The 12499-nt window shown below is 65.4% G+C and carries 17 protein-coding genes; 15 read left to right on the top strand and 2 right to left on the bottom strand.

Features of this window, described 5'->3' with window-relative positions:
• The first annotated feature begins 5 nt into the window (after positions 1-5).
• The 9 genes from HMI59_RS23300 (at position 6) to HMI59_RS23260 (ending at position 3744) form a co-directional block, all read left to right on the top strand.
• On the top strand, positions 6-455 hold the full coding sequence (locus HMI59_RS23300) for a deaminase (protein ID WP_193593967.1): 450 nt from the start codon (positions 6-8) through the stop codon (positions 453-455).
• A gap of 47 nt (positions 456-502) precedes the next feature.
• Positions 503-940, top strand: a complete 438-nt coding sequence (locus tag HMI59_RS23295) for a hypothetical protein (RefSeq protein ID WP_227471674.1) — start codon at positions 503-505, stop codon at positions 938-940.
• 8 nt (positions 941-948) lie between these two features.
• The gene (locus HMI59_RS23290) at positions 949-1284 is read left to right on the top strand and encodes a hypothetical protein (protein WP_193593966.1); all 336 of its coding nucleotides are present in this window, start codon (positions 949-951) and stop codon (positions 1282-1284) included.
• Between the two features lie 49 nt (positions 1285-1333).
• Positions 1334-1537, top strand: coding sequence for a hypothetical protein (locus tag HMI59_RS23285; RefSeq protein ID WP_193593965.1), 204 nt, complete (start codon positions 1334-1336; stop codon positions 1535-1537).
• Complete coding sequence (locus HMI59_RS23280) at positions 1537-1968, top strand: hypothetical protein (RefSeq protein WP_193593964.1); 432 nt, start codon at positions 1537-1539, stop codon at positions 1966-1968. The genes HMI59_RS23285 and HMI59_RS23280 overlap by 1 nt, the downstream gene beginning before the upstream one ends.
• A 77-nt stretch (positions 1969-2045) precedes the next feature.
• Complete coding sequence (locus HMI59_RS23275) at positions 2046-2459, top strand: hypothetical protein (protein WP_193593963.1); 414 nt, start codon at positions 2046-2048, stop codon at positions 2457-2459.
• Between the two features lie 77 nt (positions 2460-2536).
• Positions 2537-3058 (top strand): Clp protease N-terminal domain-containing protein, encoded by a 522-nt coding sequence (locus HMI59_RS23270; protein ID WP_193593962.1) that lies wholly within the window; start codon positions 2537-2539, stop codon positions 3056-3058.
• Positions 3042-3272: a hypothetical protein gene (locus tag HMI59_RS23265; protein ID WP_193593961.1), complete on the top strand. Its 231-nt coding sequence runs from the start codon at positions 3042-3044 to the stop codon at positions 3270-3272. The genes HMI59_RS23270 and HMI59_RS23265 overlap by 17 nt, the downstream gene beginning before the upstream one ends.
• Positions 3265-3744: a Clp protease N-terminal domain-containing protein gene (locus HMI59_RS23260; RefSeq protein WP_193593960.1), complete on the top strand. Its 480-nt coding sequence runs from the start codon at positions 3265-3267 to the stop codon at positions 3742-3744. The genes HMI59_RS23265 and HMI59_RS23260 overlap by 8 nt, the downstream gene beginning before the upstream one ends.
• Positions 3745-3760: 16 nt before the next feature.
• On the opposite strand, the gene HMI59_RS23255 is transcribed toward HMI59_RS23260, so the two are convergent.
• Positions 3761-4408, bottom strand: a complete 648-nt coding sequence (locus tag HMI59_RS23255) for a hypothetical protein (protein ID WP_193593959.1) — start codon at positions 4406-4408, stop codon at positions 3761-3763.
• 62 nt (positions 4409-4470) lie between these two features.
• Between HMI59_RS23255 and HMI59_RS23250 the strand changes: the two genes are divergently transcribed.
• The 4 genes from HMI59_RS23250 (at position 4471) to HMI59_RS23235 (ending at position 6856) form a co-directional block, all read left to right on the top strand.
• Positions 4471-5220, top strand: coding sequence for a hypothetical protein (locus tag HMI59_RS23250; protein ID WP_193593958.1), 750 nt, complete (start codon positions 4471-4473; stop codon positions 5218-5220).
• Positions 5213-6112, top strand: coding sequence for a Clp protease N-terminal domain-containing protein (locus HMI59_RS23245; RefSeq protein WP_193593957.1), 900 nt, complete (start codon positions 5213-5215; stop codon positions 6110-6112). Before HMI59_RS23250 ends, HMI59_RS23245 begins: the two co-directional genes overlap by 8 nt.
• Positions 6113-6209: 97 nt before the next feature.
• Positions 6210-6593 (top strand): hypothetical protein, encoded by a 384-nt coding sequence (locus HMI59_RS23240; RefSeq protein ID WP_193593956.1) that lies wholly within the window; start codon positions 6210-6212, stop codon positions 6591-6593.
• A 62-nt stretch (positions 6594-6655) separates the two neighbouring features.
• Positions 6656-6856, top strand: coding sequence for a hypothetical protein (locus tag HMI59_RS23235; RefSeq protein WP_193593955.1), 201 nt, complete (start codon positions 6656-6658; stop codon positions 6854-6856).
• 143 nt (positions 6857-6999) lie between these two features.
• Here HMI59_RS23235 and HMI59_RS23230 read toward each other — a convergent pair whose 3' ends face one another.
• Positions 7000-7245 (bottom strand): hypothetical protein, encoded by a 246-nt coding sequence (locus HMI59_RS23230; protein WP_193593954.1) that lies wholly within the window; start codon positions 7243-7245, stop codon positions 7000-7002.
• A gap of 1372 nt (positions 7246-8617) precedes the next feature.
• On the opposite strand from HMI59_RS23230, the gene HMI59_RS23225 reads away from it, so the two are divergent.
• Positions 8618-11083, top strand: a complete 2466-nt coding sequence (locus HMI59_RS23225) for a type IV secretory system conjugative DNA transfer family protein (RefSeq protein WP_227471673.1) — start codon at positions 8618-8620, stop codon at positions 11081-11083.
• Positions 11077-12474: a hypothetical protein gene (locus HMI59_RS23220; RefSeq protein ID WP_193593952.1), complete on the top strand. Its 1398-nt coding sequence runs from the start codon at positions 11077-11079 to the stop codon at positions 12472-12474. Before HMI59_RS23225 ends, HMI59_RS23220 begins: the two co-directional genes overlap by 7 nt.
• Positions 12475-12499: the final 25 nt, after the last annotated feature.

Raw genomic sequence — 12499 nt, 5'->3', positions numbered from 1 at the left:
ACGCCATGACTCAGACCAGCACTTTGCCCGAACGCACCCCCGCCTCGGATCCCCGACCCGACTGGAGCGAATGGGCGATGAGCATCGCGGCCGCAGTTGCTGCCCGCGCCGACTGCTCCCGCGCACAGGTCGGTGCCGTCATCATGACCTCCGACATGCGCATTGTCGCCACTGGCTACAACGGAGCACCGTCGGGAATGGCCGGCTGCCTCACCAGCGGCGCCTGCCCGCGGGCGACGGTCGGCAAGGATTACGGCAGCTCCTACGACACCGGCCCGGGGGCCTGTATCAGCATCCACGCCGAAGCCAACGCCATCATCCGTGCCAGCTGGGCCGACATGGAAGGCTCGACGCTCTCCACCACGAAGAAGCCGTGCGACGGCTGCTGGAAGCTGATCATGGCCACACCGCTGGCCAGGGTTGAGTGGCCCGGCGGAGGCCACACCCTGAAGTAGCGACCCGTCCGGGGACCGCCATCCCGGGGTCCGCACACATGAGTGCCATGGAAACCTTCTATGGCCGAGTCCACACCCTTGAGATGTTCTTCTCCTATGGGCCCGACGGGAAGCTTCAGTTCAAGCCGTTCAACACCGCTTACGGCGTCGTCCATCCGTCGGACGGGCCGGGCAACGACATCAACGACGTCGAGCTCGTCCTCAACGACGGCGAATACTTCCAGGTTCACGGCTTCTACCGCGCCGCCGACGGTGGGAACTTCCTCAACTACCGTGACGCCTACCGAAAGGCACTCGGCAACGGTGAACAGGGCTCAGTCGCCGACATCGTCATCGTCGCCCCAGCCGAGCCCCGGACCGTAACAGCCCTGGCCGCCGAGGGCACCGAGGTCGTCATGGGCCAGAACACGCAGTGGCGAACTGTTCGCCTTCCGGAGCGAGTCCGCTTCATCAACCGCCCCGCCACAGATCCCGAAACCGCTTAGAGGAACCCATGGACCTGAATATCGTCGACACCAGCTACGGCCGCGACAGCCTGACCGCGAAGCTGACGCAGACCGCACACGCCCAGATACCCCACCCCGGCGTGCCGGCCCGGCACACCATCTTGCAAGTGCGCATCATCAATACCTCGCTCGACAAGAACGCCCACGCCAATGTCAGCGTCCTCAACCATGCGGCCATGACCTGGACCGAGCTGCTGTCCCTGCCAGCCAGCGAATGGCGGGCCGCGGTCCCCAACCCCACCGGGTCCACCGACCCCCAGGCTGCCATGGAAGAACTGGCGGCATCCCTGTTCGCACGGGCGGAACGGATCCTGGGCTACTGACCACGTCGGGCCGGGGAGCTTTTCGCTGCGCCCCGCACACATGTCGCCCATGAGAACACTTACCCAGCACACCGAGCTCCTGGAGCTTCCGCTCGAGTCGATCATTGTCGATGACACAGACACCCCGATGCAGGTCATTGACCCGAACCTGGTCGGCATCTTGGCTGGACCCGAGGCTGGCTTCTTTCGGGTCATCTCCGACCCGGCGGCCGTCGCCCTTCCCGCCACGGTGCGCTGGGAACCGGTGAGCTGATGGACAACCCCGCCTACTTCACCGTCGCATGGCGTGCAGACGACGCCGACTGGGACTTCACAGATGCAGGTCTTTTCGGCTCCTTCCGTGCCGCCAGAGACGAGGCAGCAAAACGCCAGGCCAACACCGACGTTCCCGACCTGATGTTCGCCCCGGCCGTCATCTCGATGCTGGACCAGGACCCCGTCAGCGGAACTCCGATGAGCCACCTCAATCCGCCCAACGCCACCGGCTATGCCATGGCGTCCCTGAGCGTTCCCGACTCGGCGCGCCGCAGCCTGGACCATACTCTCCATGAGGACTTCGAGACTGTGCTCGGCATGGCCGAAGGTGTCCGCAGCCATAACCGGCGCCGCGGCAACGACACCGTCGTCGACGTCGTCGCCGTCACTGTAATCGACCAAGCGGCACCTTTGAGCGCATCAGGGTGAGCGCTGCCGCGGCTGCCGCACACATCAGCGGCAGGGACACACGCCGTGGCCTGCACCCTTGGAACCGGAGACCTCAGATGCCCCCTCGCCTGCTTCCCATCGACACCGAAACGGTCGCCCGCCGCCTCGAACTGAACCCCGGCACCGTCACACTGGCAGCTGCCAAAGTCATCATCAACAGCCTTGGCTTGGATGCCGAGGCCGACGGGCACAGCGGACTCGCGACGGAAGCCTTCGAGCTCGCCATCGAAGTGCAGGCGATCACCGACGCTCCCGAACCTGGCGGACTTGTCGCCTCCGCCCGGATGATCCAGGACATGGACGACATCGTCCTGAAGGCAAACGAGCTGCGCACCACCACGGCCGGCACCTACGACCGCTACGACAAGCACACCGTCCAAGCAACCGAGGCCCTCGAGATCCTCACTGCCGTTGTCGTGAAACTCGAAGCTGCCGACTTCGAACTGCGGACCGGGACCCGCGCCGCCTAGCCTGCACGGGCAGGGCCCTTCAAGGTGCCGCACACATGAGGTTCATCAGAGACCCATGCCAGCCCCGAAGGATCATCATGTTTGCACTCTTCACGGACACCGCCCGCCGCGTTGTCGTCCTCGCCCAGGAAGAGGCGCGGATGCTCAACCACAGCTACGTCGGCACCGAACACCTGCTCATCGCCCTCACCAGTGACCGCGCCCAGGCCAGCCAGGCCCTCACTGCACATGGCGTAACCCGGGAGGCGGTCCGCGGGCACATCCTCGAACTCGTCGGCGAAGGAATAGCCGCATCCCCCGGTCACATCCCTTTCACGGTCGATTCCAAGCAGGTCCTGCTGAACGCACTGAGCAGCGCCAAGGGTTACGGCGTGACTGACATCGATTCCGGCCACATCCTCCACTCCCTGCTCACCGGCGACACATCCACGCCCCCCGTCGCCCATCTGGCCATCGCGGCATGCGGTGCCAGCACAGAGGCAATCAGCCAGAGCCTGACCGAGCTGATGACCGCCACCGGCGCACCGGAGGCCGGACCGGAGCCGATCTCCGTGCTTCTCCACCAAATACGCAGAGGACACCATGAGCGACCTGCCTAAAACCATCAAGCGGTGGTGCTGCGACGCGTACAAGTCATGCGGCAACACGACCCTGTACCTGGCCACGTTCGACGGCCCGGAAGGCTACCCGGCCCTCTACGACTACCAGCGCGGCAACGAGAACAGCTACACCGGCGGCTGGCCCACAGAGCAGTCCATCCGCGACTGGCTCGAAGCCACCAGGGACAACATCCAGAAGGAACGCAATGTTTGAGCGATTCACCCAGGACGCCCGCAACATCATCGTCCTCGCCCAGCGCGAATCCCGCGCGCTCTCCCACAACTACATCGGCTCCGAGCACCTGCTTCAGGGACTGATCCTGGACCGCGGGATCGCCGGCCAGGCCCTCGCCGAACTGAAAGTCATCTACGAGGCGGCCACCGCCAAGATCGTGGAGATCATCGGCCGCGGCAACGTCGCCCCGTCCGGGCACAGCCCGTTCACGCCCCGGGCCGCCGCCATCCTGCAGGCAGCCAATGAAATCTCACACGGTGCCGGCAGGCATCTGAATTACAACCGGGCACGGAACGCCGCTGACGCCGCCGGCGCCCGCGTCCACATCGCCGCCCCCGTAGCCAAAGCCGTCACCGCCGAGACCGCATCAGGCATCGAGGTGAACCTCGCCGAGACCGCCGTCTGGGAACCCGTCCCGTTCGAAGACAGGATCGAGGTACTGGCAGGCTAGGGGTTCGACCAGGTTGCTATTGCCTTGCCGCCACGGTGCTTTCCATCCGGAGAAGTTCCTTGGCCAGAACCGTCTGGATCTTTGAAGAATCCCAGCCGAGCGTTCGCATATAGGTGATGCCCTCACGCTGCGTGTTCAACGGGTAGACGTCTTCCGCGTGGACTCCGCGCGGCAACCCACGCAACTCACCGCCCGCGCTCCCGTTCCCGTTGGGGATAGTCACGATCCACCGCCCCTCCCGCATGACGATGAACTGGTTCCGCAAGGATCCGTGATCGGTCAGGTCCTCCGAGTCGGTGACCAGCCACCCCTCGCCGATCACTTCTCCTACACGGCAGAGGGTCTTGCTGCGGTTGAGGATCAGCGTCCTGACCGTTTCCGATCTGGCTGTCACGACGGTAAGGGGCCGGACCCCGATTGCGTCGGCCTGCCGGGAGAACTCCACCGACAGCCTGGCCATCTCGTCCACGACGTGCGCTTCCCAGCGCTCCCGTTCAGTTTGTTGACGGGCATTTTGCGCCGCCAGGTTCTGAGCGGCACGTCGGGTCTCGGCCAGCCTTCTTTCGAACTCCGTGACCGGTGGTCGCTCCACAGCCTCGCCCGCTTTCTTGCGTGCAGCTGCTTGCCGCGCCTCGAAGGCCGCCGACCCGTCGGATAATCCCATGGCGCAATCGTAGAGCACCCCGACCGGTGACGGGAGGCGGCCGTTCCGCACACATGAGTCACATGACGCACACACCCGACCCGCGCGCTGAAGGCCTGTCCATTAACGACTACTGCGCCCTGCTTCCACGCCGTCGCCACTCCCACGAAGGCCGGGGCAAAATCCTCCTGCTTCCTTCCAGTGGACTCGTCGTCGTCCCCTTCCAAGAACACACCGGAGGCTGGGAGGTCGCCGTTGTCGAAGGCCACGGAAGCTACCCGGTCGGAGGCCACCACCTTTCCGTCAGCGACGCCGAAATCGAAACTGCAATCGAAATTTCCCTCGGCGAGCCCGTCCCGCTGCACTTCGTCAACAGCGGCGCGGAAGCCGAAGCCCTGGAGGACGGGACCTACATCCTGACCCGCTCCCGCGGAGGGCTGTCCAAAGCGACCGTTGACGGCGAAACCCGCTGGGTCCGAACCATCATCGACAAGGTTTCCCTGCGCACAGATGAGATCGCAGACCAGTTCCCCGTTGTCGTCCCGGGATCGGCCACGCCGCCGTCCTCCGGCAACGCTGGACGTTCCCCGGAATTCGTTCACAACCGCGAAGAGGCCGAGGCGCTGCCGGACGGCGAATCGATCCTGACTCCGGGAGGCATCGTGTTCCGCAAATGGGTCGGCTACTACCGCGACGGTGAGACCACCTGGTGCCGCTTCATGCATAACCCGATCACCACCAACCTGCTCAGCGAGGAGATGCACTTCCCGGCCAAGGTCCTCGGCACGACAGACGCACACGTCCCCGAACAGAAGAAGGCTTCCAATGTTTGAGAAGTTCGACGACGCCGCACGGTCCGCCCTCCTCATGGCGAAAGACATCGCCGCCAAGTTCAACCAGGACCACATCAACACCAGCCACCTGCTCCTGGCTGTTACGGGATACACCTCCCCTGAAATCCGCTGGCACAACCCGCCGGGCATCTCCCCGAAGACGGAAGCCGTCATCGCCGCGCTCGGAACCACGCCGGATACGGTCATTGGCCAGACTGTCGCCGCCATGAAGTACGGCACCAGCTATGACGACGGCAGGCACCACCCGTTCACTCCGAACCTGAAGCAGGTACTTGAGTACGCGCTGCGGGCCTCCATGATGCTTGGCGACAACCACGTCGGTCCCGAGCACCTGCTCGCAGGACTTGCCCGCAACAGCTCCGGCACGGCCGGCGCAGCCCTCCTCCGGCTCGGCGTCACCGACCTCAAGATCCACACCGCCATCCAGGACTCCACCCCGGCGCCCTCCCCAACCGCCGCGCGCCCCTGCGCCGTCTATTTGCCGGTCGGCAAGTCGATCTTCAAGAACGGCGGCAAGATCTACCCGGACCTTGCCACCGCGCAGGCAGCGCACCCGGACCAGGACATCGCACCGTTCGTGATCCAGCTGGCCGAGGGTGAATTCTTCGACGTCGGCACCGTGCACCAGCGGTTCAGTTCGTGGGGCAGGTTCGCTTCCTTCTCCGACGCGTTCGCCGCCGCCGAAAAGTTCAGGGACGTCCAGGGCGCCGACGTTCAAATCCGCATCCTGGTCCCCGACGTGACGGAGCTGCGGGGTAAAGACTCCGCGGGCCGCGACGTCGTCCTGGGCCGATCGGTCGAATACACGCACGTGAAGATGATGTCCCGTATCGGAGCCGCCCAACCCGCTGCCGAGGCTGCCTCCGCGTGAAACGTATTGGCCGCATCCGCGGCAGTGTCGTCGCTGATAGGTGACACCCGTGCCGGCGTCCACACACATCAAGAGTGAGACAGGAACGTCCTGTCCGTTGAGCGATTCGGATCCCATGAACTCCCGCACCGCCGCTGACCTTAGCGCCGCACTCGATGATCTGAATGCCCTCGGCTCTGCCCTCATCCGAACCTTCAACACGGCACCGTTCCCGACGTGCTCACGCTTGGCACGCGCCATCCGAGCAACACTGAGCCACTCCGACGCCTGGAAGACGCTGGAACCGGACACACTTGACCGCGCCGACGCCATGCTCCTCGATGCCCAGGGGCTACACCTCGCCGTCGTTGATCTTCCCGGTATCGTCCAGAAACTCACCGCGCGGATCCTCGTCGTGAACACCGCGCTGCTCGAATACCGCGCCCACCTCCTGGAACCCGACAGTCCCGTCGCAACCGCCGCCGAACTCCTCGCCGCCTGAACTTTCCCCGGCTACGCTGGGCAGGACGGAACGACCCGCCCAGCGCGAGACGAGGATGAGCGATGGCTGACCAGCTGCCAACTTTCGAGGACATGCGTTCCAACGCGTTCGCCCTGCTGGGTGACGCCGAAGATGAACTCCGCTCCGACTGGCGTGAAGGCACCGGACCGAACCGTGAACAGGGGGTCGCCCTGCGCCAGGCACGCGAGGCGATAGCCCAAGCCAAAGCCGCACTCGACGCAGCCGCCCGCGCCGGGCGATAGCCGCAAGCTGTTCCCCTTCCCGCGCCGCCGTCAGGTGGTGCGGTGTGTCGGGCCGGCGGTAGCCGCGGCCCCGTTGTGGACAATCCGAACGCCTGGCGGAGCCGGAGCGAAAAGTTTTGAGTGACAGCAGCTGGATCGGCATATTAAGAGGACTCGGGGCTTCGCCCCTCGTCCTTGGCGTGATCCGATTTGTTCATCGTCCAGTCCATCGTGGTGTTCTCCGCGGTGTGGTTCTTCTTTGTGTTCTTCTGGGCCTGGCGGCCCGAGCCCCCGGCCTGGCGGCCGTGAGCTCCGCGGCATGCTTTTCGCCGCGGCACGCGGTTTGTTGTTCGTGCTTCGCTGCGCTTCGCGTCCGCGCTGCGCGCGGCCCGGCGTGTTGTCCTTCTCATCTCCCGCCTCGTGGTTCGTTCCGGGGCTCTGGCCGCTGCGCGGCCGGGGCCGTGTTCTTTCCGCTCTCCGGGGTCTTCGTTGTCGCTGCGCTCCGCCTCCGATCCCCGTTTCGCTGCGCGGTGCCGGTTCCTGCGTCACCTGTTGTTCTGTCCGCTGGGCGTCGTGTTTTTCTCAGGGCTTCGCCCTGGGTCGGGTGGTTCCTCCGTGGCGTGTTGTCTCGTCGTTGGTGGCGCCTGCGGCGGGCGGTCAGGTGCCCGGCTTGTTTGGCGTGTTGGTTCACGATTCGTTTCTCGTTGTCCGGGGCTGCGCCCCGTCCCCTGCACCTGCGGCGCAGTGCTTCGCCGGCGTCCGACCTTTTCATCTCGTCATCGTGATGTTTCTCCGGGGCTGCGCCCCTCGCTTGCCGGCTCGTCTTCCGTTGTGGTTCACGCCGCGTTTCCCAGGGCTTCGCCCGGGGGCGGTGGTTCTTCCGCGGCGTTCTTGTTCCGGCGTCGTGTGCGCCTGCGGCGGGCGGTGACCGTCGTGGCTTCCTCTGCGGTCCACGGAGTGTTTCGCTGGGGCTGCGCCCCGTCATGATGTTCGGAATGGTCACGCCGTGGTGAACAACATGATGAACAGGCGTCCGGGGCTTCTGCGAAGCAGAGGTCCGGGGCAGGACCGAATTTATGACGTCCTGGCTATGCGCCGGTGGCCGTCACGGCGGACACCGGACCGGCGTGACAAACCGTCCACGCCAACACCCATTGCGAAGCAATCCGTCCCGCACAACGCTGCATCATGGCGAACAACGTCACGCCCCAACCTCCAGCGCCGCAGGCATCCCACCAGGTCAGACAAGACCGAAAACCAGCCACCCACACCACCGGGGCGCAGCCCCCACCAACGCCAGAACTTCCACCCACCCTCTATGTGTGCCAGGCACCCACCCGCCGGCCGCAGGCCAACCCCGTCAACACCAATTGACGCACCCACAAGCCACACCCACGTGGCACCCACTGCCCGCCGCAGGCGTGTTAAAGGCCCGCCGCAGGCGACACACCGGCGAGGACACGACGACATAGGACCACCCAAAAGTTTTTGGGTGAAAGTTCGGTCAAAGGCCGTCACTTCCGCGGAGGAGCCGCACACAGGAAATGTAGAAGCGAAAGAGCAGACGGTCTGTCCGGAAGACACCAAAACGCTTGCGCATGACGGTCAGGCATGTTCTCGGCGATACACCATTTTTATAGAGGGGAAGCCTCGGCAGGCTGGCCGGCCCGGCTACGGGCGATTCGGGGATTTTTACAGCGAGTCAAAGTCTGTAAAAAGCCCCAAATCCGCCTAGTCGGGTCTGCAGGGCCTCCATCAGGCTATCTACGCATGTTCCAGGGTATGGAACAGCGTATTTTCCGGCTGGCGCGGGCCGGCGGCATCGACACCAACCCCACAACCTTCACGCAGCGGGCCGGAACCTTCGCGTCCGCCGCAACCAACACCGGACAGGCCACCCTCCTGACCCGCCGCGAGAAGACCGGGCTCAACGGCTACCTCATCCTCCCGGCCGCCGCGCTCGGAACCAACGCCCCGCTGCACTTGGCCCACACCGTCGGTGCCCGCGCTGAAGAGGCGCAGATGCCCGAGGATCTGGGCGACACTCCGGCCATCGGAACGCTGAACTACAAGCCCTCACCAGTGCTGCGGGAGACCCAGGCCGGCATCGACCCGACCGAACTTCCGCGACTGCTCGCCAACGCGATGCCCGAAGGCACCTGGGTTGCTGTCACCATGCGGAAACCGTCGAACAAGGAACGGAAGTTCTACACTCCGTGGCTGGCGAACCGCTTGGGCACCGCGGTTCCGACGCACCACTCAACGTCCCCGAACGCTGTCGTTGTCTCTATCACCGCAGGCGGTTCCTCTCGCGACGAAGTGACATCACTGCTGTCCCAGGTCACCGCGGGTCTGCCGGGTTTTGATCTCGACTCCGGGGTGCGGTTCGCGCCGAAACATCACGGACTGCTGTTCGGTCTTCCCCTCGGCCTTCTGCTGGCCGTGGCCACGCTGTTCGGGTTGCCGATGATCCCCGCCGAGTACGCGCAATTCATCCCGGCTGCCGTCTCCCCCGTGCTGCTTGCCCTCTCCGGCATCGCCGCCGTGCTCGGCGTTGCCGCCCTCACCGGCCGGGTCTCCTCACCGGAGACGAAGCTGCGCAACCGGCTGGCCGTGCCCGACTTTCCGGCGCCAGCAGCACGGCGCGGACGTCCCCGGCCGCCGCGGAGGGAGCAGACCATCCGCGGACATCGGAACGTCAATGGCGAGAAGGTCGCCTTCGAAAAGTTCGTGCCGGCTTCCGACGGTGACTACCCGCTGGCGCCGGACACCTTCATGGTCGGACCCAATGTTGTGGTGGGTATGGTCTCCCCGCACGCCGGTGCCGTCTCCGGTGCTGCAGCGACCCGGGCCCGCGCCACGCCGCCGGTGATGTTGCAGGAGATCGGTCCTCTCCTCGGGACCAACGATGACGGTTCGGCCCACCTGTCCGCGGCCGCCATGCTCTTCGGCGTGGCCGTGGTCGGTAAGCCCGGCTCGGGTAAGTCGCTGCTGGTCCGGTCACTGTTCGGCTGGCACTGCCTGGAGCGGGTCAACCCCTCGGGCAAGCCCGGCTACCCGGGCGCGAACAACACCCTCATCGCTTTCGAGTCCAAGGGTGACGGCGTGGCCAAGTACATCCAGTGGGCGCACACCCTCGGCGACAAGGTCCTCGCCATTGACGTCGCCGACCCCCGCACACCGGCCATCGACTTGTTCTCCGTCCCGGGTGACAACGCGACCAAGGCGGTGTTTTTCACCAACGCCCTCAAGTACACGTTCGGTGCCGAGGCCATCGGTGTCCGGTCGTTCCCGACGATCGTCGCCGTCCTCACAGCTGCATTGTCCGTGGACGAACGTGTCCTGGAATCGATCGAGGACCGCGACGACCGGATCCTCAAGCCCGGCATGTCCCCGCTTTACTACGCCTACCAGCTGCTCGCGGGAACCTCCGACAAGGTCGCCGTCCAGCTGGCCAACGGGATCAAGGCTTTGGGCATCAAACTGCGCGAACGCGGCGAGCCCGACGAAGTCCTGGAGCAGGCATACATCGCCATCTCCTCCCTCTTCGAGGACCGTACCGAATCGGCGCGCCGGCCGTTCCTGGAGCCGCCGCGGAACAAGTTCGAGCAGCTGCTCATTATGGAGGACTGGTGGAGCCCGTCCCGCAGGAAAGTCAGCTGGACCGACATCCTCGAAGGCCACCGCTCCGTTGTCATCAACACCGGGTCTTCCCCGTCCGGCGTCCTCCTCGATGACGAACAGAACCAGCAGATTTCCTCGCTGCTGATGTACGGGCTGCAGAACGCACTCAAGCGCACCTGCTCCGGCTGGTTGGAATCCGGACGGTCCGTATCCGTCTTCGCCGACGAGCTGTCCCTCCTGGCCGGCACCTCCCCTGAGATCATCACCTGGATCCGTGACCAGGGCCGGTCATACGGCATCCGCGCCATCCTGGCCACCCAGCGGCCCGAGCAGCTCGGAGCCGCCCTGCGCAACAACTTCCTCACCTACTCGACGCTGATCTCCTTCGCTCAGACGGACGTGACCACCGCCGGTGAGGTGGCTGCGAACGTCGGCTCCAACGGCGAATGGACGACCGAAGACATCCAGCATCTGGAGCCGTACCACGTCGTGGTCCGCGCCGAAGTGGACCAGCGCCGGCAGTCCGCGTTCATCGTCAAACTCCCCAACTTCGAAGCCGACATGTCCTCCTACGCGACAGCGCAGGGATACACCCACGAACCAGCAGGAGCCTACCCGTGGTAACCGTCGCCCCCGAACGCCGCATCATCGAAGACGGCATCCACGCCGAGATGATGCCCTCGGCAAACCCGGACGATGACCTGGCGATGCACAACCGCCGGGACCCGTACTGGGACCGACTCTGGGCACCAGGTTCGCAGGCGAACTGGATGACCGGCGCGATCGCCCGCTACGAAAAGGCCGAAGGCATCAACCGGGGAAACGCGAAACTGAACCTGGAGCCGGAAGCGGCGCTTCGGACCCTCACCTCCAACCGCGGACGCACCGACCGGCTCGGAGCATGGGGCGTGCTCGATTCCTGGCGGACCGTATCCTCCGAGCAGCTGGCAGCCTTCACCGGCAGCCGGTACTTCCTGGACCCGAACCACTCCACCCTCGCCGCGTCCTTCGCTCTGGACTTGATCGACATCGGCACCTACCCCAACAAGAGCCGGCCGAATCCGGGCATGAACCGCAACGTCATCTACCGCACGTCCAGCTCCGACACCTTCGACAAGGTCATCGAACCAACCCTCACCGGACCTGAGCTGCTGTCCGTCACCGCAGGACACCCATGGTCCTCCGGCGGCCAATACGACCGGCACAACATTCTTTCCACCGAGCTCGCCCTGCGAGCCGCCGAGTACCTTCCCGTCGGAGCCGTCCTGGGCGAGAAGCTCTCCACTGTGGACCTCCTCGCCGGCGCCGGCTTGGGAAAGAAGCTGCCGAAGGCGGACAACCGCCGCGCCGACGGCACCATCATCCGCGAAGACGGAATGCGCATCGTATTCGAACTGACCGCCACGGCATCCGCGTCCTTTGAGAACAAGGTCCGCCGCTGGGCGGAGCTGATCGCGGCCCGCCCACTGGAAACCTCCGGGCTGACCGTGGTGTTCATCGCCGCCCCCCACCCGGACCGGGCCAAGCACACAGCCGCCGACCCCCGCCATGCCATCTACAAGAAGATGGCCGTCGTGCTCCGGGACTTCCCCGGCCGAGGCAAAGACTCCCCCGCCGCGCGCATCGGCGTCGCCCACTGGGAGGAATGGTTCCCGAACCGGCACCTGCTCAGCGAAGCGTTCCTCAACCTCGAAGCCGACTTCGCGATCAACGATGCAACCGGGCCGGACCGGTGGGCGACCCGTGGGCTGCTCAACGACTACGCCTTCGAGCCCTGGCACACCTTCGACGCGACCGCCGTCCTGGAAAACTCGAAGCTGCTCGCCGCGACACCGCACTGGATGCGGAAGGGCGACCATACACATCTGATCGGGTCCCCCATGGACCGGGCCGGCGTCGACGTCCCCCACCCAGCACCGGCCAAACCGCACCTGACCAAGGGCCGGCCGCTGGGAGCTGCGGTCGGCAACGGCGGGGACGCGAAGCTGCCGGCCCGGCTCCGCATCGACTGGTGACCCGAGAGGTAGCCTGTAGCCAACC

The sequence above is a fragment of the Paenarthrobacter sp. YJN-5 genome (assembly GCF_015040095.1).
Taxonomy (GTDB): Bacteria; Actinomycetota; Actinomycetes; order Actinomycetales; family Micrococcaceae; genus Arthrobacter; species Arthrobacter ureafaciens.
Note: the sequence above shows the minus strand (reverse complement) of the source record. Positions and strands in the feature narration are given on the sequence as shown.